The organism is Capilliphycus salinus ALCB114379, from assembly GCF_047276495.1.
Taxonomy (GTDB): Bacteria; Cyanobacteriota; Cyanobacteriia; order Cyanobacteriales; family Microcoleaceae; genus Capilliphycus; species Capilliphycus salinus.
On sequence record NZ_CP178543.1, the window covers coordinates 5,955,238 to 5,976,039 of the forward strand.

A 20,802-nucleotide genomic window follows, 5' to 3' on the forward strand; every position below is an offset into this window, starting at 1 on the left:
GGGATCAATATTAAGGGGGGAAGGCGGACTTTTAATATTACCCCCCTTATTAAGGGGGGAAGGGGGGGATCAATATTAAGGGGAAAACAAGGGATAAATGGGGATTAAGTATTGAAGTATTTCGCCACCGGATGATAAGTCATAATCGCCGTTGTTGACTGTTCGGGATACAACTGTTCGCTTTCATCCATATACATCGAAATTCGATCAGTTTTTAGCAACTCCAACTGCTTGTATTGATCCTGCATATTCGGACAAGCCGGATACCCAAAACTATAGCGAGAACCCCGATAACGTTGTCGCAAAATATCCTTAATATTGTCCGCATCTTCGCCGCCAAAACCCAACTCTTGACGAACTTTTGCGTGTAGCCATTCCGCCATTGCTTCTGCGGTTTGTACCGCCATCCCGTGAAAATAGAGATAGTTGGTATAATCATCTCCCGCAAACAATTTTTGAGCGACATCTGTAGCAATTTGTCCGACGGTTACGGCGTGCATGGGGAACACATCAATATGTCCGCTTTCTTTAGGTGCAAAAAAGTCCGCAATACACAACCGTTTTCCAGAAGCTTGACGGGGAAACTCAATCATTTCAACGGGTTCTGTCGGTTTTCCGTCGCCAGAAATCATCACTTCCGGGTCATAAATTAACAATTTATTCCCTTCCGCCTGACAGGGGAAATATCCATAAACCGCCTGAGGATGTAAGAGATTTTCCTCAAGAATTCGCCGTTTCCATTCGTGCAAAATCGGATAAACCGTCTCCGCTAAAAAGGCGTCATATTCTTCGCGAGATTGGTCTTTGGGTTTGCGAAATTGCCACTGTCCAACAAACAACGCTTGTAAATCTAAATACCAGAAAACCTCATCTAACGGAATATCTTCCGGTTGCAGAACTTTTGTCCCCCAAAATGGCGGTGTCGGACGTTCGATATCAACCTCAACCACTTCCGAACGACGGGTATCAACTTCTACGGGTTGGGCGGGTTGTTTGTCTTTTTCCTCTGAGTCTGACTTCTCGGAAGTTGTGGTTTCTGACTTAATTTTTCCATTACCAAAGACATCATTTTCCTTGGCGTATTCTTCTAGAAAACCCTGGAAATCATCCCATTTACCCGAATGTTTTGCAGGCATTAATCGGTCCATAAAGTTGAGGTCAGAAAAGGCATCTTTCCCGTAAACCACCTTACCTTTATAAGCGTTTTGACAGTCATCATAAACAAATTTGGGCGTTAAGGCGGCACCCCCCAAAATCACCGGAACCGAAATTCCTTCTTTGTTAAAGGCTTCTAAATTATCCTTCATAAATGCGGTTGATTTTACCAACAAGCCACTCATGGCGATACAGTCGGCATTGTGTTCGCGGTAGGCGGAAATAATATTATCAACCGGCTGTTTAATTCCCAGGTTAACCACCTTGTAACCGTTGTTCGACAAGATAATATCCACCAAGTTTTTACCAATATCGTGAACGTCACCTTTTACGGTTGCAATTAGGAACGTTCCTTTACCGCTACTATTAGAGTCTTCTTTCTCCATGTAGGGTTCTAAATACGCCACAGCCGCTTTCATGGTTTGGGCGGATTGTAACACAAACGGAAGCTGCATTTGACCCGAACCAAACAATTCTCCGACGACTTTCATTCCATCCAATAAGTAAATATTGATGATGTCGAGGGGATGATATTTTTCTAAGGCTACGGCTAAAGCATCTTCTAAACCAATCCGTTCGCCGTCGATAATATGCTGTTTGAGACGTTCTTCGATGGGCAGATTTTCGGTAGAGGCGCGGTCTTTTTTGGTGGTTTTTCCTTCAAACAGTTGGGTTAATTTGGTTAACGGGTCGTAAACACAAACATCGCCTTCAAACTGGCGTTCATCATAGATTAAATGGCGACAAACGTCTTGATGTTCGGGTTCAATTTTTGCCAGGGGTAAAATCTTACTGGCGCTAACAATAGCTGAATCTAAACCCACCGCCATACATTCGTGTAAAAACACCGAATTCAACACTTGACGTGCCGCCGGATTTAACCCAAAGGAAATATTAGAAACGCCCAAAACAATGTGACATCCGGGTAATTCTTCTCGAATTCTGCGAATAGATTCAACCGTTGCTTTTCCGTTTTCTCGGTCTTCTTCAATCCCTGTAGAAATGGGCAAAGCTAAGGTATCAAAAAAGATTTCTTGGGCGGGAATTCCATAATTAATCGCATCGTTATAAGCCCGTTTTGCGATTTCAAATTTTTTCTCTGCGGTTCGCGCCATTCCCTCCTCATCAATGGTACCGACGACAACACCCGCCCCGAATTTTTTCGCCAATTCTAACACTTTTAAAAAGCGTTCTTCGCCGTCTTCGTAGTTGGTAGAATTAAGCAAACATTTTCCGCCGGCAACCTTTAAACCGGCTTCCATTTTTTGCCATTCTGTCGAGTCCAACATCAGGGGTAAATTGACATTGGTAACGAGACGAGAAACCAATTCGTGCATATCCCGCACGCCGTCGCGTCCAACATAATCGACGTTCACATCGAGAATTTGCGCCCCTTCTTTGACCTGAGATTTTGCTAATGCAACCAAACCATCCCAGTCTTCAGCATTTAGTAAATCCCGACATTTTTTGGAACCGCTAGCGTTAAGACGTTCGCCGATAATTAAGAATGAATTTTCTTGTTCGTAGGTTTGGGTTCCATAAATAGAAGCCGCAGAAGGGATTATTTGCGGTTGGCGTTGTTTGGGTTTTAAAGTTGTTGCAATTTCAGCTAAGGCTTTAATATGATCCGGGCGAGTTCCGCAGCAACCGCCAATAACTTGAACGCCCAAATCTTCAATAAAGTGCATCAACGCCATTTTTAATTCTACGGGCGTTAATTTGTAGTGGGCTTGTCCGCCAACGTTTTCCGGTAAACCGGCGTTGGGAATACAAGAAACCACGAAAGGTGAATTTTCGCTCAAGTAGCGAATATGCTCTTTCATTAAATCAGGCCCGGTCGCACAATTGAGTCCTAAAATATCAATTTGATAGGGTTCTAAAATCGTGAGGGCGGCGCTAATTTCTGACCCGACTAACATCGTCCCAAAGGCTTCCATTGTCACCGAAACCATGATCGGACGGCGTTCGCCTTTTTTCTGAAAAATGTTTTCAATTCCATTCAGGGCGGCTTTAATTTGTAGCACATCCTGACAGGTTTCTACGATGAATAAATCAACGCCCCCGTCAAATAATCCCTCGGCTTGTTGAGTAAAAGCGGTTTCTAAGGTATCATAATCAATATGTCCTAATGTGGGGAGTTTTGTACCCGGCCCCATCGAACCCGCCACAAATCTCGGTTTTTCGGGTGTAGAATATTCGGCGGTGACGGCTTTGGCGAGTTGGGCGGCGGTTTTGTTGAGATAATAGGCTTGGTCTGCGAGATCGTATTCGGCCAAAACGATGGAAGTTCCCCCGAAAGTGTCGGTTTCGATCACGTCGGCGCCCGCTTCGAGAAAGCCTCGGTGAACGGTTTTGACGGCTTCGGGTTTGGTGTGGACTAGATATTCGTTACATCCCTCGTATTCTTTCCCGCCAAAATCTTCTGCGGTGAGGTTTTGAACTTGTAAGTTTGTTCCCATCGCACCGTCGAAGACAAGCACGGGACGTTCGGGACTGTGGAGGCGATCGAGGAATAGACTTTTCATTGGCAGTTTAAAATCGGGTGAGGATTAGACGAAATCGGTTTTAGTAAGGTAACTATAACTATTTTGCAAGACTTTAACAGTGAGCATAGACGATTTGGCGATCGACAGTCAACTCGGTTTTCCCTCCCCTCGAATGATCTCACCCCGCAAATTCCGGGAAAATATCCCTTTGCTATTCCTTCTCAATTGGTCGCAATCGCTTTACAAAAGCTTTATAAATTATCAAAATTAATTTTGTTCTTCCTCGAACGGCGATCGGGAGCGAATTGAATAATTCTATTGATTTTGATGGGTTTTAGCTTAAAATTATCAAGATTGTGTAAAGTTTATTGGAAATTCGGTTTATTTTCAATCAAAAAAATTGATTTTATATTTTTAATTTAAGAAAGTTATTAGTTGTAAATGAGTCCGTTATTGGGTAATAAATAATAAAAATAAAAATTGGTGAATATTTTGTTTACAAATCACTAAACCGAATCGTAAATGGGGAAATTCCTCTGTTTTTCTCAACTTAGATAAAATCTAAATTAAACTGCAAATTAAGTCTGGTTTTAGCCAAGTTGGGTATCCGATTTTATTTCGTTTTCCCGAAAATTACCGAGAACAGCAACAGGCTAAGATCGCCTCTCTCCGAAAAAATACTTAAGATTCAGAGCCAATCCCGGATTAAATATACATAAAAACCAAACAAACTGGAAGGGTTTTCAATCGGATTTACTGTTAAGTTATTCCAGAAATTTACCATTGTTCTCGAATAAAAGGTTATACTACTGATCAGTGGTCGCATCAATTTTTATTTGCTTTTCTTTAGGTTTCCCCCATGTTATATCCAGATTTTGAAACTCATCCCCGTTTAATTTTTGTCGTAGAGGATAACTTATCCCACCGAAAAATGATTGGTTTTGAAATGGAAAGTCTGGGATATCGTGTGGTTCAACTCGGGGATGGACAACAGTGTTTTGAGCAATGTCCTATTCTAAAACCGGATATGATTTTACTGGATGCTATTTTACCCCAAATAGATGGTTTTACTTGTTGCGCTCAACTCAAACAAACCTTGGGTGAAAATTGTCCGCCCGTGCTAATGATTACCGCTCTCGATGATGAGAAATCCGTCGATCGCGCTTTTTCGGTGGGAGCTACCGATTACATTACCAAACCCATTCATTGGCCCGTATTGCGTCAGCGAATTCGTCGAATTTTACAAACCCAATGGGCGATGAAAGAACTAAAAAAACAAGTCGAGCGATCGCGAACTTTGACCGAACAATTAGAAATCGCCAATCAAAAATTAGAACAAATTGCCGCTTTAGATAGTTTAACCCAAATTGCCAACCGCCGTCGATTCGATCAAAGTTTACATTCCGAATGGAAAAGACTCGCCCGAGAACGTCTTCCCCTGTCCTTAATTTTATGTGATGTTGATTTTTTTAAAGCCTATAACGACACCTACGGACATCGAGCGGGTGATTTATGTTTGCAGCAAGTCGCCCAAACCATTTGTGAAAATGTTAAGCGTCCGGCTGATTTGGTGGCGCGTTATGGGGGCGAAGAATTTGCGATTGTTTTACCGAATACTCATCTCAAAGGAGGGGTTAAAGTTGCCGAAGATATTCGCAATTCTCTCCACGCGGCTCAGATCGAACATCCCAATTCTCGGGTGAGTAATTTCGTCACTTTAAGCTTGGGAGTCGCCAGTTTAATTCCCAATCATTACTTATCAGAAGATTTTTTGATTGGAGAAGCGGATCGAGCCTTGTACGAAGCGAAAAAATCGGGGCGCGATCGAGTGGTTTTCAGAATCTAGAAAATCATCTAGCAAATCCTCAAATCATTGATAAAATTCAAATAAATTTGTCAAGTGCGGATAGGGTAAAGAAAACCGTCCGTTTGATAGATCGATTTGGGGTCTCCAGTTCGCTAGAGTTAAAGAAAGTAAAGGGTTAGTAAAGGGAAAGGTAAAGTCGATGTCTAGTCAACCTCAAGGAAATAATTATGATGGTGTAGAAGTTCCCCAAATTCCCGCACGGCTGTTATTGGTTGATGATGAACCGGGACTGCGAGAAGCCGTACAAGCTTACTTAGAAGATAGCGATTTTATTGTTGATGTGGCAAGTAATGCTCGCGAAGGTTGGGAACTGTTACAACAAAATTTACCCGACTTGGTGATCAGTGATATTATGATGCCAGAAGTTGATGGTTATCAGTTCCTCAAACAAATGCGCGAAGATCCCCAGTTTAAAGCTTTACCTGTGGTTTTTTTAACCGCTAAGGGGATGACAACCGATCGCATTCAAGGTTATCAAGCCGGTTGTGATGCTTATATTTCTAAACCGTTCGATCCCGAAGAATTAGTGGTTATTGTTAAAAATTTACTCGAACGTCGGGCGGTTGCGAATGCAAATAGTTCCGATGGAAATCCTGATATTGCAGCTTTAGCCGGTCAAATTGCTCGGATTGAAAATATGCTAAAAGGTAAAAGTGGCATCTCTCCAACTCCGGCACCAATTAAGATAGATTTGACGCCTCGCGAACAAAGTGTTTTAGATTTGGTGGCTAAAGGATTGATGAATAAAGAAATTGCCCGTCGTTTAGAAACCAGTGTTCGGAATGTTGAAAAATATGTGAGCCGTTTGTTTACGAAAACTGGAACAAATAGCCGCACGGAGTTAGTTCGTTATGCTTTAGAACACGGTTTAACTCAGTAGTTAAGAGGAAATAGTCGAAAGTTGGATTTGTAGGGGCGCGCCTCCGAATTGATTTATCATTCCCCCGAGACAACTGATATAAACCCGCCTCTACATTACTGGTGAGGCGCTGACGGGTTGGGGCGGGTTTATGTGAGTTATTTCTGGGAAAACAGACATTGAGGCAAAACCCGCCCCTACATTACTGATAACTGATAACTGATAACTGATAACTGTAAACTGTAAAACCCGCCTTTACAACTGTTTTTTATCGCTATCATTTTACCAAATAACCGTTAAATCTAATACAAATCCAGGTAAAACATTTTCACCCGATAAGCTTTGGGGATTTTCTTTAATTTCAACTTCTTGATTCGGGCGATAAATTTCGACTTGTTTGTTTTTCGGATCGATTAACCAACCCAATTTTGCTCCATTATCTCGATATTCTTTCATTTTGTCTTGCAGGGTTTTGAGGCGATCGCTGGCTGACCTTAATTCGACCACAAAATCAGGACATAATGGTATAAATTTTTCTCGTTGTTCGGAGGTTAAACTCTCCCAACGTTCACTTTCAATCCAAGACGCATCGGGAGATCGATCCGCACCATTGGGAAGTTTAAAGCCTGTAGAAGAATCAAAAGCTTCACCCAGATTAGTTTGACTCCTCCAAATTTCGAGTTGAGTCGCTATTTTAATACTGCGTCTTCCTGTATTTCCTCCCGTTGGTGACATAATCACTAAAACTCCTGATGCTGTGCGTTCAAATTTAAAGTCTCGATTTTTTTGACAAAGATCAAAAAATTGTTCGTCGCTTAAATCAATCATTAATTCCAGAGGAGTAGGTAAGTTAATCGTCGTTGGGTTCATAAACGAATTCCTCTATCAATATGGGTTTAATTTTAACTTAAAAAAACTGATAACTGATAACTGATAACTGTAAAACCCGCCCCGGTCAGAAGATCCGATCGCATTTTGACTGAGAATTAAAGAAAATTTCGGAACCCGCCCTAAGATTGATGTTCGAGTTGATGTTCGAGATGACGAATTTATAAATGGTGTTTTTTTAGGATTTATAGAGTTAATTCGATTTTTGAAGAAAACTTACAGATATTTAAGATTCATTTTCACTTCTAGCCATTAGATGAGGTGATTTGTTAGCTTAGAAGTAGAATTCCTTCAAGCATACATAACATTCCATTATGAAAACTTCAAAACCGTCTTTCTGGGAAAGGGAATCTTTGAGCAGAACCTTTCTTATGCTTGTGTTTTTGATTGCATTTCTAATGATGATGAGCATGGGAGGTGGAAGCTAAAACAGTAGATGCCCCAAAAGTTTAGCCTGTTAATACCGTTCTCTCTGCCGTTGATGATCCATCCCTTTGACAGATAGTCAGTGGTCAGTTTCAACGATGACTGACCACACATCAAGAATAATCGATTGATTGCATCGTCTCCCCACATAAACTCCCTCAAACTCTTAGCCTAAAGACGTAAGAGGAGGTTACGCCCGTGAGTATCGGTACCGCAGGTGTGCAGAAGTCCATAGCGATTGGCCAACTGTTTGACTTCTTCGGTAATATCCGGTGTGGGTCGCCAAGGTTTCGTATGGCGATAACTGTAGTAAACTTCCACCCCATCAACCCCCAAACGAGCCGCTTCGGGAATTAACGCCTTAGCCGGAGAGCGATAACGAGCCGGATGAGCCAAAACCGCCAAACCCCCCGCTTGATGAATGGCGGCAATCACATTTTCGGCCCGGTAATTGGAACCTTTGACCGAATGACCCTGAAGATAGGGCTGCAAACAGAGGGCTTGGGGATTGAAAGCGTAGGCGAGAATATGCACCTCGACATTGAGTAAACCCGCATTAATTTCTACCCCCGTCCACAGGATGGGAGCGGTAGAACTATTTTCGGGATGACTCGCTTTCCACGCTTGCAAGCAACGTTGCGCTTCCGTATACCCTTGGGTTGTATGATGGTCTGTAATCGCCAATCCTTTCAGACCGATGGCGATCGCTTGTTCGATCAGTTGATTGGGCTGAAGCTGTCCATCCGACTTAACGGTGTGCATATGAAAGTTATAGGAAGACGGACAGCTACTAATGTCAATTGTTCGGAAGACGTGCTGAAGTGCAGTTGGGTTTTGAGCCATTGCACCCGATGAGAATTGTTGATCTGCGTTTCCTCTCGGAGGAGAGATCCGATCCGATGAAGCAGAAGCCGGAGCCAGGTTAACAAACATGGTAATAGAGATAGCTATACTTAATAAACTGTTACTTCAGTTTACTGTATCTAATTTGCCCTAGAATAGTTCGGGGTTAACACTAAAACTTCAAATTACAAGATTAGAAATTTTTATCAGCAAAACCGAGCAATTTTACTTATCATTTGTCGAGGAATTGTTTATCATTAAAAGTTTATTGTTAACCTCGCCTGTTCTAGGGGGATCGGGGTGAACATGGTAGACCCGTTGGAAAGAAACGCATTCGTCAGACTACCAGATGTAATCTCAACGTGATCGCGGTTCACCATGCTCTTACCTACCCGATCCTATGCGTTAGCACCGTTGCGATAGGCAAAAGCCAAGTCTAAAAGTTTTGCCCAGCGCTTCTGAACTTGCTTCGGCGTGCATTTGAGGGCTTTAGCAATCTCTTTTTCGCCCTTTTGCTCCCGCTTGAGTTGTAACAATTGGCGTTGATTAGCCGACAGCTTGCTTTGAAAATCTTCCCATTGGCTGGTGGTCATCCCGAGTTTTTGATCCAAGTCTGCACCCAACCATTCATGGACTAATTTCCAATTGGTGGAACGGGCAAACTTTTCGACATGATACTTAAACCGTTGTTGGAGATAATCGCGCTGACGGGCGGTTAAACCGAGAACTTTGTCAATATCACTGGCTTGCATATCCTGTAATTTTAGCATTAAATAATCCACACAGTCAGTTTGGTCTTGAGATTGGAGATATTCAACCAACTCGGCGATCACCCGTTGACGCAAGACCGCATCGGCCGGGTCAACCGCTTCGGAAACCATTTGTTCGCGGACTTGCTGCATGGCAGAAGAACGGCTTTGGGCTTCGGCTTCTTCGGTTTTTCCCCCTTCAACGGCCAGTTCGATATCAATGGAAGTTTCCGGGGGTTGACCTTTGGCAAAGCCTTGGGCGCGAAGAACAATCAAACGTTGGCGGTTGCGACCCGGCAAACCAATTTGACGCTTGGCATACTGTTCGGTAAATGCCATGTACTCGGACAGTTCCAACTTGGTGTGAGGGGTGTAATCTTCGGCCATGTTGTGTTCCCGACGGAAGGCTCGCAACGACTCGATATAAAATCCTTGTAGGAAGTCTTCAATTAAGTTGTAACGAGCTTGGAAATTGAGTTGAGCGGCAAACGCGGCGATATGACGGTAAACCATAGCTGCCAAAGTCGAATGCAGTTCAACCCGACCTTGCTGAGAACCGAGTTTGTAATATTGCAGGCACTTTTGCAGGCGATGACGGGCTAAATTAAGCTGCCAAGTGCGAACTTCTCCGGAGGTTTGGATGCGCTTGCTGTGTACGCAAATGCGTTCGACTTCTAAGGCAATTCGCATCATTACATCCCGACCGCTGGCGGGTCTCATTTCCAGAGTTGTAGACAATTCTTCTAAGAGAATATCTGCTACAGTTTGAGCATCCAGTTCTTGATCGACGGAGAAGTTATTTCCAGCTTGAACATCGGAAGTTTGATAGGCGTTGGTAGCGGGGTTAACGGATTGGGTGTTGGCAAACATTTTCTCTAACCTCAGGTAATGCACCATTTGCATAACGCAAAGAGTGAAGGGCAGTCGTAGGAGGTGATTTCTTGTGGATGTCCTGAATCAACTCTCTACACTTTGAATAGTAGAAGCAGACCAAATAGCATAGGCACTGCAATGTTCCACTCTCTGAGGTAACTGCATAAGCCTAGAGTTCAAGCGCGATCACGTTGATGCAATTGTTGGAGTCTTTTTACCCTGAAACCTTTACTATATAAGCGTTTGACATCATTAACGCCCGGTAAAATCGCTCAAGTTTCACTCAGCAATCTTTATTATTAGAGTAGACAATTACCCAACTGGTTCCCTTTGGCAGATGTAGAGATAGCCATTTACAGTCACCAGTCACCAGTCACCAGTGTTATCAGTTTTTCAGTTTTCAGTTTTACTGTTACCAGTGACCAGGTGTTAGGTGTCAGGTGTCGGGTGTCGGGTGTCAGGTGTCAGGTTTCGGGTGTCGGGTGTCAGATTTGTAGGGGCGGGTTCTGCCTAAATGTCTGTTTTCCCAGAAATAACTTACATAAACCCGCCCCCTCCTCAGAATTCGTCAAAAGTCACGCATTCAAAAGTTTAGAATTCCCCGTTGCCTTTTGCAAGAACGCTGCGATTGCCTTCCTATTGCCGGTCTAATTGCGGGCGACGCCTTCACTGCGGGCGGTATGAGCAACAGCACCGGCTACGGCGATCGCGACTCGCGGATCGAACACCGAGGGGATAATGTGTTCGCGATCCAAGTCTGAGGGATTCACCAAACCTGCGATCGCAATGGCCGCTTCTAAATACATTTTAGTGGTCAATGTGGTCGCCCGACAGTCGAGAGCGCCGCGAAAAATCCCCGGAAACGCCAAAACGTTGTTAATTTGGTTGGGATAGTCACTGCGTCCGGTTGCCATCACCGCCACATCTTCGGTGATCAACTCGGGTTGAATTTCGGGTATCGGGTTGGCCATCGCAAACACAATCGGGTCTTTTGCCATTGAACGAACCATCTCAGGAGTCACCACGCCGGGAACACTTACGCCCATAAATACATCTGTATCTTTCATCGCATCTGCGAGAGAACCGGACATTTCTACAGCAAATTCTTGTTTTTGCGGGTTGAGATCCGATCGCTCTTTCGACAAAATCCCCTTAGAGTCGCACATGATGATATGACAAACCCCCGCTTCTTTCAACAAACGGGCGATCGCCACGCCTGCGGCCCCCGCACCGTTAATCACAATCCGAACCTCTTCAATGGATTTTTTCACCAGTTTTAGGGCGTTAAACAAGGCCGCCAAACTGACAATTGCCGTCCCGTGTTGGTCGTCGTGAAAAATGGGAATATCGAGGATTTCTCGCAGTTTGGCTTCGATTTCAAAGCAACGGGGTGCGGCGATATCTTCTAGGTTAACCCCCCCAAAAACCGGAGCCAAATATTTCACCGTTTCGATAATGGCGTTGGTGTCTTGAGTATCCAGACAAATGGGAAACGCATCAATTCCGCCAAATTCTTTAAACAGCATCGCCTTACCTTCCATCACCGGTAAAGCACCGCCCGGACCTAAATTTCCCAACCCCAAAACCGCACTGCCATCGGTAACAATAGCAACAGTATTTTGTTTAATGGTTAGGTTATAGAGTTGTTGCGGATCATCGGCGATCGCCCGACAAATTCGACCCACTCCGGGTGTATAAGCCATTGCCAAATCATCTTGAGATTTGAGGGGAATTTTGCTCTCTATACGAATTTTACCCTTGCGGTGAAGATTAAACGTGCGATCGTAAACCGAAACAACCGTTAAGTCGGGTAATTCTTTAACCGCCTGGACAATTTTATCGGCGTGTTCGCTACTATAGGCATTAACAGTAATCTCGCGAATTGTAGTGTGGCGAGTATACTCAACCAAATCAATTTGTCCTAAGTTCCCCCCAACACCCGCAATGGCTTGGGTAACGCCAGCTAACATTCCGGCTTTGTTGGGAAGTTCGATGCGAATGGTAACGCTATAACTGGGATTGGGTGTTAGATTAGCCATGTTCGTTTACTGTTCATTGATATTGCGATCGCCAATCAGTTGTCAGAAAAGAATTGCCTTCCCTGGTGGGTTCTAGCCCCAAGCTGTCCGATCAATTCTTCGCGATCGCTATAGTTATTATTCAGTCAAAAGTATGCCGAACTGATTAATCGTTGCATTTAATTTGGATTTCTAGCAAAATCCTCTCTTGGAACCCGCTATTTTCGCCCCGTCATCGCCATGACATCGTTAACGCTCAGTTGGAGATTCGTGTTATTATCGGGCAGAATATCGGCACCCGAACAAATTATCGGAAGATCATCGCCCTGCCAAACCCATATTTGCTGACGAGTCAGATCAATTAACCACGCCAGTTGGGTTCCGTTACCGAGACAGTGGAGAATTTTGTTTTGTAAGTCTAAGGTGCTTTGGTCGGGTGAACGAATTTCAATCAACCAATCCGGCGCCCCGTTAAATGGCCCATCTTCATCGGGAAGGCACTCGCAGCTAATAATAACAATATCCGGTACTGGGGAGAAAGGGGGTACAATGCAGCGCAACTCCTGCACGGCTTCAAATTGCTCGGTGCGATCGTTGATATAATTGACTAAATTCCGTTGTAAGCGCGAGTGAAAAAGCGTTGGCATGGGTTTTTGAACCGCTCGCCCATCAATTAATTCCCACGCCGGAGATGACTCAATATTCGGTTGAGTCAGAAACTCTGCAAGCGGAATTTGTTGGATCGATTGGCGCATATTTATACAGTTATCAGTTATCAGGTTTCAGGTATCCTGTAGGGGCGGGTTCCGAATTAATTTATCATCTCCGACAGACAACTTGTATAAACCCGCCCCCTTACAGTCACCAGTCACCCTTCGGGAACGTCCGTTGCTAAGATTGCAAACTTTGCTCTATGCGCGAACTTCGCTCGCGACTATTCCGCCAAGTCAGCACTGCCGAACCCGTCACCAGCGCGCTCCTTGCGACCCGGCGGAATAGTCGGTAGCAAAGTTTGTAAGAGAGTCAGAGCGTGTTTTCAGTTAGCAGTTATCGGTAACCTCACGACTTCTGACTTCGCGCCTTCTGACTTCTGATGACTCCGGGGCGGGTTTATGTAAGTTTTGCATGGGAAGACATACATCTGAGTCGAACCCGCCCCTACATCACTGGTCACTGGTCACTGTTCACTGTAAACTGTTTTAACTCCACATTCCCACCGGATGAATTTGTCGTCTTAACGGGGGTGGAAGTTCTTCGGGGTTAACCGTTTCGTTGTAGGGTATCGGTATTGTTGGGAATTGGGGGACGGCGATTGGCCCTTGTGGGGGAACTTGCGGGATAGAAATTTCTGAAGAAATAAACTCCAAACGAACCTTAACTTTTCCTTTTTTCCAGGGTTGACCCGGACTCAATAAATCGCATTCTAAGCCATCACCAAAGATATATTCTTCTTCTAATTTAGCCTGCATCATTGCCAGAAATTCGCTAACTTTGAAGGTGCATTGAAACATTAATGCACTCGAACCTGTGTGCAGAACATCGTCATTACTAATAATATGAATTGGGTTATTCATTTGGTTTTACCGTTGAAGTTTATGGAAAAGGAAAACGGTTTTTTTGCTCGATAATTCCGTTTTCCTGTGTTATAATTCTAGTTAAAAAAACCAACCGTAGGAATGTAAACCTTTACCTAAAAGATTAACGCCCAAGTAACAAATCCAAACCACTAAAAATCCGGTTGCAGCTAAGATTGCCGGTTTGCGTCCTTGCCATCCTCGGGTAATTCGAGCGTGTAAATAAGCAGCAAAGACCAGCCAAGTAATTAACGCCCAAGTTTCTTTCGGGTCCCAACTCCAGTAAGAACCCCAAGCTTCATTTGCCCAAACCGCTCCGGCGATAATACCAATGGTGAGTAAAGGAAATCCCAGTCCGATAATTCGATAACTAATATTATCAATGGTTTCGGCTAAATTCAAGCGTTGAGGTGATAATAAAGCCGTAGAATTGCTGTTAATCTGGTCGGAATTGACCAACTCTAACACGGCAGTTGTTCCTTTGCCATTCGTAGGAGTAGAAAGTTCAGCAGTGGCATCATTAACAACGGCTTGACTTGCAGTTGTGGCTAATTCCGGCGAACGGTTTAACTGATAGTGATGATTTCGAGAAATGCGGGTTCCCAGCGAACTGCCACTCAATGAAATTTCTTGTCCCCGTGTAATCACCAAAAACGCGATCGCTAACAATGAACCTACCATTAAAGTAGCATAACTGAGCATCATCACGCTAACGTGCATCATCAGCCAGTTAGACTTGAGGGCGGGAACCAAAGGTTCGGACACTTGCATCTCGGCGGGTAAGGTTAAAGCCGCAAATGCACTAATTCCCATCGCTACGGGGGCGGTGACGACGCCGACCAGCCGACTCCGACTCATATTTTCGGCAACCAGGTGAATGGTTGTAATTCCCCAGGTGAGGAAAAATAGCGACTCGTAGAGGTTACTGATGGGAAAGTAACCGGCTTCTATCCATCGGGCGGCCAGTAACGCGGCGATACACAGGTTGGCGATGGTCATGGTTGCGGTTCCCAACGGTTGCAACACAGGAATCCGAGGAAATGCAGCACCAACCCAGTAGATTAGCATACTGGCAAACAAGATCGCAAACGAAAGGTTATCTAACCCATTTTGCAGGGTAACTAAATCCATTCAGTGTTCTCCTCTAGAATTAACCGATCAAAGCATACTCTTTTAATCCTAGCGACTCGCGCTAACCCTGCGTCAACTAAATTTTTTTACGCCCCGCAGCCGGTCTCAAAAATCTTCGGGGAAACTGTGTTAACGCAGTGTTAGGCATTCGACAATCATTTAAAATTTTTTCCGACAAATGTCTCCCAGTCCGTTTTTTTCTCAATTTTGGGCGGTGGATGAGACTTTCTCTAGCGAGCAAATCTCAACTAATTAGCATAACTCAACTTGGGTTTGAGGGGAAGCAAGGGTTCCGGTTCCCCGATAGTGTTGGAATTGTAGAATTTTTGGTTAATCTCTGTCTCAAGCCAGATGTTTTTTCAGCTATTCAACGGTTTAATTATTCATAAATTGAAAAACTTTATTTGTTTGAGGAAACAGTAATATGGCTTACGAAACTTTAGAACAGTTACCGGAAACGGTTAAATCTCAACTGCCTCGCGGCGCCCAACAGATTTTTTTAGCTGCTTTTAATAGTGCTTCTTCTGATGGTTTGAGTGAAGATGCTGCTTCTCAACTCGCCTGGAATTCTGTAAAAACTCAATACGAACAAAGTTCACAAGGTGAGTGGACTACTATTCATAAAGGTGGGGCGAATATGTCATCAACCGGTACGATGCCCGCGTCTTAATTGGGATTTTAAATCTGGAGATTAAAAAAACCCGGTTTCTGAGAGAAACCGGGTTTTATGGGGTGTACCTTACGCCTTGAATCAACCCTATATTTAAGGATTTGATATTATTTTCGGGTAAAATTGTTTATTCTAATCAGGTTTCAACAAAAATCATGTTAGATGAACAGTTTTCAACTCAATTCGCCGAAGATTTAATTTTCCCTTGGAACCAACAGGATTTAGATAAAAAATTATCCCAAGTTTTAGGAAATAAAACGGGAACTTTACAAGGGAAATCAAACCTCAAAGCCCACTTTGATAAAGGTCTACAAGCATATCCCCAATTCAACTTTGAATTATTAGACGTTTTGCGGATAATGCACAGTATTGTCCTTTATAAAATTAACCCCAAAGGTACAAAAACAGCCGAATATATGGAAATCGGTTCAACGGATAAAATTGTCAAAGTTGTTGCTAACTCTAGCTAAAAACCACCGCTTCCAAACTTCTCAATTATTATTGCGTTTGATTTTGCGAACGGGATAAACTCCGACGGGGATTAACTTGATAAACCTTTCGCCATTCCCCGACCGTTTTCTTGCCTATTTCATAGCGAATAGATTGACCATTTTCTAAAATTAAAGTAACCAACTGATTCTTTTCCGGTTGGGAGACGAGAAACGCTTTTAAATCTTCAGAAACTTCTCCGCCTTCATATCTAATCACTTCGCCTCTGAGGTTAAACTCTATCGCTTGAATGGGAAGAAATTCTGATTTTTCCACATAAACCGGTTCAATATCTGTATAGGGAACTTGTTGAGTAACCGTTTTATATTTCCACCGACAGCGACGGGGAGATTCACAAACATATTCATCGGGAACTTGTTGTTGAACTTGCCGATATCGGGTTACGGTTCGAGTTCCCGTTTGTTCTTGCCAAATCCGTTTATAAGTCATATAAATCCCGTCTTCGCACCAACTCGATGTAATATGATTTCCCTCGGGATTATGTCGGTCGTGAACACAAGTTCCAGAGGTCGAAAACTGCACTCTCGACCAATTCACATTATCCCGATATTCCACCAACGAAGGAGAAACAGCCAGACTCAGTGAAGCCCCAATTCCAGTTAAAATAAAAGAAAAAACACTAACCTGTAAAGTCCGAAAAAATCCCGATTTGAATCTCATTTTAACCCCCTCCAGAAATCAGCCAGACAAAACTTGCAATTACCTTTTCTATCTACGACAATATATGTCCGGGACAGTTAAACTTATGCAGTCAAAACGCCATTTTGCGATAAAATTAATTCTATGATGAACCAACCGACCAGCCACCCTATCCCCCCCCACACCTGGAACCGTCCTATCGGTCTGGGTTGGGAGAAACCCTACACTGTCCGTTACGGAAGCAACCTCGATGATGGCCCCTGGCATGGGATGCCGTTGGGAGGCTTCGGGGCGGGTTGTATTGGTCGTTCATCGCGGGGAGATTTTAACCTGTGGCACCTCGATGGCGGCGAACATATTTTCCGCAGTTTACCCGCCTGCCAGTTTAGTATTTTTGAAGAAGTTAACGGCAAAACTCAAGCTTATGCCCTTTGTACCGAACCCCCAGAAGACGGAAGTTTATCCGCTTGGAATTGGTATCCAGCATCTTCTAACGCACAGAAAACCGGCACTTATCACGCCCTTTATCCCCGCAGTTGGTTCGTTTATGAAAATGTATTTAAAGCCCAATTAAGTTGCGAACAATTTTCGCCAGTTTGGGCAAATAACTATCAAGAAACCAGTTATCCTATCGCCGTTTTTGAATGGCTAGCCCACAACCCCACAGATGAACCCATTACTCTCAGTATTCTGTTAACTTGGCAAAATACAATCGGTTGGTTTACCAACGCTTTGGAACGGCCGAAAGTTCAAGTTCGAGATGATGGCAGTCCGGTTTACGAATATCAACCCCGGTGGGGAAATAGTATCGGAAATTTTAATTGTTTAGTTGACGATTTTCATCGGGTTGGTTGTCTCATGTCGCGCCTGAGTGCCAGCGAAGAAATCCGCGAAGGCGAAGGACAAATGGCAATTGCAACGATTACAAATCCCGCTGTAGAAGTCTATTATCAAACCTGTTGGAATGTGGCGGGAACGGGTGAGGAAGTTTGGCGTTATTTTGCCCTTGATGGTTCTTTATTAGATGAAGAAAACGAACATCCCGCCACCGAAGGCGAACAAATTGGCGTGGCTTTGGCGGTTAAGTTTACAATACGACCCGGAAAAACGCGGAAAATTCCCTTTTTCTTGGCTTGGGATTTGCCCGTTACCGAGTTTGAATCCGGGGTTTGTTATTATCGCCGCTACACGGATTTTTTTGGACGAAATGGTAAGAATGCTTGGTCGATGATTCGCACGGCGATGAAGCATTCTGATGTTTGGTTGGATAATATTAAAGAGTGGCAAAATCCGATTCTAAACCGCCAAGATTTGCCCTCCTGGTTTAAGATGGCGCTGTTTAACGAGTTGTATTTGTTGACCGATGGCGGGACGCTTTGGAGTGCGGCGGATGAGAATAATCCTAAAGGTCTGTTTGCGGTTTTAGAGTGTATTGATTATCGCTGGTATGAAAGCTTAGATGTTCGGTTATATGGGTCGTTTGCGTTGCTTTTATTGTGGCCGGAGTTGGAAAAATCGGTGCTGTTAGCGTTTGCCCGTGCGATTTCTAAAGGGGATAAAACACCCCGAATTATCGGTTATAATCAAGCGGAGGCAATTCGCAAAGCAACGGGCGCAACTCCCCACGATTTGGGTGCCCCAAACGAACATCCTTGGGAGAAAACCAATTATACTAGCTATCAAGATTGTAATCTTTGGAAGGATTTACCTTGTGATTTTGTGTTGCAAGTTTATCGGGATTTTCTGTTAACGGGAAGTGAGGATTACGAGTTTTTAAAAGAGTGTTGGTTGGCGATAGTTCAAACGCTGGATTATCTCAAAACTTTTGATAAAGATGGGGACGGGATTCCCGAAAATAGCGGCGCACCCGACCAAACGTTTGATGATTGGAAATTGCGGGGGGTTAGCGCCTACTGTGGCGGGTTGTGGTTGGCGGCGTTGGAGGCGGCGATAGAAATCGGAAAATGTTTGGATAAAACAGATTTTTCGGATAATGTTTCTCCGTCTATTTCTGAGACGATTTCCACCTACGAAAGTTGGTTGGAACAAGCAAAACCGATTTATCAAAATTTGTGGAACGGTCAATATTTTCGGCTTGATAGCGAAAGCGGTTCCGATGTGGTGATGGCAGATCAACTTTGCGGTCAATTTTATGCTAAACTGTTAGAATTGCCGGATATTGTTACTACAGATAAAACCATTTCGGCGTTAAAAACGATTTATCAATCTTGTTTTCAAAATTTCTCTCAAGGTCAACTGGGGGCGGCAAATGGTGTTAGAATAAATGGAGAACCGGTTAATCCGAATGATACCCATCCGTTGGAGGTTTGGACGGGGATTAATTTCGGTTTGGCTGCCTTTTTTATTCAGATGGGAATGAGAGAAGAAGGGTTTAATTTGGCGGAAGTTGTGGTCAAACAAGTTTATGAAAATGGCTTGCAATTTAGAACCCCAGAAGCTATTACCGCTAACGGAACGTTTCGGGCGAGTCATTATCTCCGGGCGATGGCAATTTGGGCGATTTATTATGTCTTTAGTCAAACAGATAATTGAAAATAAATTGTTGAAAAAACCCGGTTTTTAACTTCTACCTCCCGACTCAAAAAACCCGGTTTCTTCTATCGCACCCGAAAAATTAGCGATATGTATTGTTGAAAAAACCCGGTTTTTAACTTCTACCTCCCGACTCAAAAAACCCGGTTTCTTCTATCGCACCCGAAAAATTAGCGATATGTATTGTTGAAAAAACCCAGTTTTTAACTTTTACCTCCCGACTCAAAAAACCCGGTTTCTTTTACCGCACGCGAAAAATTAGCGATGTATATTGTTTAAGAAACCGGGTTTTTAACTTGTACCTCATATTCTGTTAAGAATCATTTGCCGGCCCAACCGCTTCTATCGCCGCTTCCAAAGCAATTTCTAAATGAGTCCAGTGAGTGCCACCCTGACAAAACACAATGTAGGGTTCTCTCAACGGTCCGTCGGCCGATAATTCCGAAGTGCTACCATCAATAAACGTGCCACCAGCCATCACTAATTGACTCTCATACCCCGGCATTTCCGCCGGAACGGGGTCCAGATAGGAACCCACCGGAGAATACTTCTGTAAAGCCCGACAGAAGGCGATTAACTTTTTAGGCGTTCCCAACTCAATCGCCTGAATAACATCCCGACGGGGTTCTAAAGGTAAAGGATTAACCCGATAACCCAACTGATCAAAAACATAGGCGAGTAAATGGTTTCCTTTCATCGCTTCGCCGACCATTTGCGGCGCCAAAAATAAGCCTTGAAATAATAGGCGATTTTGATCGAAAGTAGCCCCCCCGCTACTGCCAATTCCGGGGGCCGTCAGCCGACAGGTGGCCGCTTCTACCAACTCAGCCCGTCCTGCGACATATCCCCCCGCAGGTGCAATGGTACCACCGGGATTTTTAATTAACGAACCCGCCATTAAATCCGCGCCGACCGCAGTGGGTTCTTGGGTTTCGATAAATTCCCCATAGCAGTTGTCCACAAAACAAACAGTATTGGGATTTTGTTGTTTAACAATATGGACAATTTTTTCAATTTCAGCAATTGATAAACTTGAACGCCAGGAATAGCCGCAAGAACGCTGAATCAGGACCAAGCGGGTTTTATTGGTAATACCAATTTTAAGATTTTCCCAATCAATATTTCTATCCGATGTCAGATCGATTTGACGGTAAGAAATGCCATACTCTATAAGGGAACCTTGGCTTTTGCCTCGCAAACCGATGACTTCTTCTAGAGTGTCATAGGGAGCGCCAGCAACAGCCAACATTTCGTCTCCCGGACGCAAAACCCCAAACAAGGAACAGGCGATCGCGTGAGTCCCGGAAACAAACTGGACTCGGACAGCAGCAGCTTCGGCACCCATGATTTCGGCAAAGACGCGATCGAGCGTTTGACGGCCCAAGTCATCGTGGCCATAGCCCGTCACTCCGGCAAAATGGTGGGTTCCGACTCGATGGTGTCGAAAGGCATCTAAAACTCGTTTGAGATTTTGCTTGACCTGAGCGTCGATTCCGGAAAAAATCGTAAATAGTGCCTGTTTTGCGGCTTCTAACGTTAAAATGCTACTGCTCATCACTGA

The 20,802-nt window shown here is 44.0% G+C and carries 16 protein-coding genes; 6 read left to right on the forward strand and 10 right to left on the reverse strand.

What is annotated here, in order from left to right; all coding sequences use genetic code 11:
* Window positions 1-104: 104 nt before the first annotated feature.
* Window positions 105-3,680: a methionine synthase gene (metH, locus tag ACL6C3_RS24095; protein WP_413161810.1), complete on the reverse strand. Its 3,576-nt coding sequence runs from the start codon at window positions 3,678-3,680 to the stop codon at window positions 105-107.
* A 63-nt stretch (window positions 3,681-3,743) separates the two neighbouring features.
* Between metH and ACL6C3_RS24100 the strand changes: the two genes are divergently transcribed.
* The 3 genes from ACL6C3_RS24100 to ACL6C3_RS24110 all read left to right on the forward strand — a co-directional run bounded on the left by ACL6C3_RS24100 (window position 3,744) and on the right by ACL6C3_RS24110 (window position 6,388).
* On the forward strand, window positions 3,744-3,950 hold the full coding sequence (locus ACL6C3_RS24100) for a hypothetical protein (protein WP_413161813.1): 207 nt from the start codon (window positions 3,744-3,746) through the stop codon (window positions 3,948-3,950).
* Between the two features lie 550 nt (window positions 3,951-4,500).
* Window positions 4,501-5,487 (forward strand): diguanylate cyclase, encoded by a 987-nt coding sequence (locus tag ACL6C3_RS24105; RefSeq protein WP_413161816.1) that lies wholly within the window; start codon window positions 4,501-4,503, stop codon window positions 5,485-5,487.
* Between the two features lie 160 nt (window positions 5,488-5,647).
* Window positions 5,648-6,388: a response regulator gene (locus ACL6C3_RS24110; RefSeq protein ID WP_413161817.1), complete on the forward strand. Its 741-nt coding sequence runs from the start codon at window positions 5,648-5,650 to the stop codon at window positions 6,386-6,388.
* A 261-nt stretch (window positions 6,389-6,649) separates the two neighbouring features.
* Here the strand turns inward: ACL6C3_RS24110 and ACL6C3_RS24115 are convergent, their stop codons facing one another.
* From ACL6C3_RS24115 to ccsB, 7 genes are all read right to left on the reverse strand, one after another.
* On the reverse strand, window positions 6,650-7,237 hold the full coding sequence (locus ACL6C3_RS24115) for a Uma2 family endonuclease (protein WP_413161820.1): 588 nt from the start codon (window positions 7,235-7,237) through the stop codon (window positions 6,650-6,652).
* Window positions 7,238-7,852: 615 nt separating this feature from the next.
* Window positions 7,853-8,614 carry a PHP domain-containing protein gene (locus tag ACL6C3_RS24120; RefSeq protein ID WP_413161823.1) on the reverse strand — a complete coding sequence of 254 codons (762 nt, stop codon included), beginning with the start codon at window positions 8,612-8,614 and terminating at the stop codon, window positions 7,853-7,855.
* Between the two features lie 308 nt (window positions 8,615-8,922).
* Complete coding sequence (locus ACL6C3_RS24125) at window positions 8,923-10,143, reverse strand: HetZ-related protein (RefSeq protein WP_413161826.1); 1,221 nt, start codon at window positions 10,141-10,143, stop codon at window positions 8,923-8,925.
* A gap of 650 nt (window positions 10,144-10,793) precedes the next feature.
* Complete coding sequence (locus ACL6C3_RS24130; protein ID WP_413161827.1) at window positions 10,794-12,185, reverse strand: malic enzyme-like NAD(P)-binding protein; 1,392 nt, start codon at window positions 12,183-12,185, stop codon at window positions 10,794-10,796.
* Between the two features lie 197 nt (window positions 12,186-12,382).
* Window positions 12,383-12,919 carry a Uma2 family endonuclease gene (locus ACL6C3_RS24135; protein ID WP_413161829.1) on the reverse strand — a complete coding sequence of 179 codons (537 nt, stop codon included), beginning with the start codon at window positions 12,917-12,919 and terminating at the stop codon, window positions 12,383-12,385.
* Window positions 12,920-13,363: 444 nt separating this feature from the next.
* Window positions 13,364-13,738 carry a KGK family protein gene (locus ACL6C3_RS24140; RefSeq protein ID WP_413161830.1) on the reverse strand — a complete coding sequence of 125 codons (375 nt, stop codon included), beginning with the start codon at window positions 13,736-13,738 and terminating at the stop codon, window positions 13,364-13,366.
* An 81-nt stretch (window positions 13,739-13,819) separates the two neighbouring features.
* On the reverse strand, window positions 13,820-14,869 hold the full coding sequence (gene ccsB, locus ACL6C3_RS24145; protein WP_413161832.1) for a c-type cytochrome biogenesis protein CcsB: 1,050 nt from the start codon (window positions 14,867-14,869) through the stop codon (window positions 13,820-13,822).
* 424 nt (window positions 14,870-15,293) lie between these two features.
* Between ccsB and ACL6C3_RS24150 the strand changes: the two genes are divergently transcribed.
* Together ACL6C3_RS24150 and ACL6C3_RS24155 are read left to right on the forward strand one after the other, a co-directional pair.
* Window positions 15,294-15,539, forward strand: a complete 246-nt coding sequence (locus tag ACL6C3_RS24150) for a ChaB family protein (RefSeq protein WP_413161834.1) — start codon at window positions 15,294-15,296, stop codon at window positions 15,537-15,539.
* Window positions 15,540-15,694: 155 nt separating this feature from the next.
* On the forward strand, window positions 15,695-16,009 hold the full coding sequence (locus ACL6C3_RS24155) for a nuclear transport factor 2 family protein (protein WP_413161837.1): 315 nt from the start codon (window positions 15,695-15,697) through the stop codon (window positions 16,007-16,009).
* Window positions 16,010-16,037: 28 nt separating this feature from the next.
* Here ACL6C3_RS24155 and ACL6C3_RS24160 read toward each other — a convergent pair whose 3' ends face one another.
* Window positions 16,038-16,709, reverse strand: coding sequence for a hypothetical protein (locus ACL6C3_RS24160; protein WP_413161838.1), 672 nt, complete (start codon window positions 16,707-16,709; stop codon window positions 16,038-16,040).
* A 123-nt stretch (window positions 16,710-16,832) separates the two neighbouring features.
* On the opposite strand from ACL6C3_RS24160, the gene ACL6C3_RS24165 reads away from it, so the two are divergent.
* Window positions 16,833-19,241, forward strand: coding sequence for a GH116 family glycosyl hydrolase (locus ACL6C3_RS24165; RefSeq protein ID WP_413161841.1), 2,409 nt, complete (start codon window positions 16,833-16,835; stop codon window positions 19,239-19,241).
* Window positions 19,242-19,554: 313 nt separating this feature from the next.
* Here the strand turns inward: ACL6C3_RS24165 and ACL6C3_RS24170 are convergent, their stop codons facing one another.
* On the reverse strand, window positions 19,555-20,796 hold the full coding sequence (locus ACL6C3_RS24170) for an aminotransferase class I/II-fold pyridoxal phosphate-dependent enzyme (RefSeq protein ID WP_413161842.1): 1,242 nt from the start codon (window positions 20,794-20,796) through the stop codon (window positions 19,555-19,557).
* Window positions 20,797-20,802: the final 6 nt, after the last annotated feature.

Excerpts from the sequence above, each read along its gene's own strand:
- metH (WP_413161810.1), bottom strand. The coding sequence starts at position 3,680 with ATGAAAAGTCTATTCCTCGATCGCCTCCACAGTCCCGAACGTCCCGTG.
- ACL6C3_RS24105 (WP_413161816.1), top strand. The coding sequence starts at position 4,501 with ATGTTATATCCAGATTTTGAAACTCATCCCCGTTTAATTTTTGTCGTA.
- ACL6C3_RS24110 (WP_413161817.1), top strand. The coding sequence starts at position 5,648 with ATGTCTAGTCAACCTCAAGGAAATAATTATGATGGTGTAGAAGTTCCC.
- ACL6C3_RS24115 (WP_413161820.1), bottom strand. The coding sequence starts at position 7,237 with ATGAACCCAACGACGATTAACTTACCTACTCCTCTGGAATTAATGATT.
- ACL6C3_RS24120 (WP_413161823.1), bottom strand. The coding sequence starts at position 8,614 with ATGTTTGTTAACCTGGCTCCGGCTTCTGCTTCATCGGATCGGATCTCT.
- ACL6C3_RS24125 (WP_413161826.1), bottom strand. The coding sequence starts at position 10,143 with ATGTTTGCCAACACCCAATCCGTTAACCCCGCTACCAACGCCTATCAA.
- ACL6C3_RS24130 (WP_413161827.1), bottom strand. The coding sequence starts at position 12,185 with ATGGCTAATCTAACACCCAATCCCAGTTATAGCGTTACCATTCGCATC.
- ACL6C3_RS24135 (WP_413161829.1), bottom strand. The coding sequence starts at position 12,919 with ATGCGCCAATCGATCCAACAAATTCCGCTTGCAGAGTTTCTGACTCAA.
- ACL6C3_RS24140 (WP_413161830.1), bottom strand. The coding sequence starts at position 13,738 with ATGAATAACCCAATTCATATTATTAGTAATGACGATGTTCTGCACACA.
- ccsB (WP_413161832.1), bottom strand. The coding sequence starts at position 14,869 with ATGGATTTAGTTACCCTGCAAAATGGGTTAGATAACCTTTCGTTTGCG.
- ACL6C3_RS24150 (WP_413161834.1), top strand. The coding sequence starts at position 15,294 with ATGGCTTACGAAACTTTAGAACAGTTACCGGAAACGGTTAAATCTCAA.
- ACL6C3_RS24155 (WP_413161837.1), top strand. The coding sequence starts at position 15,695 with ATGTTAGATGAACAGTTTTCAACTCAATTCGCCGAAGATTTAATTTTC.
- ACL6C3_RS24160 (WP_413161838.1), bottom strand. The coding sequence starts at position 16,709 with ATGAGATTCAAATCGGGATTTTTTCGGACTTTACAGGTTAGTGTTTTT.
- ACL6C3_RS24165 (WP_413161841.1), top strand. The coding sequence starts at position 16,833 with ATGATGAACCAACCGACCAGCCACCCTATCCCCCCCCACACCTGGAAC.
- ACL6C3_RS24170 (WP_413161842.1), bottom strand. The coding sequence starts at position 20,796 with ATGAGCAGTAGCATTTTAACGTTAGAAGCCGCAAAACAGGCACTATTT.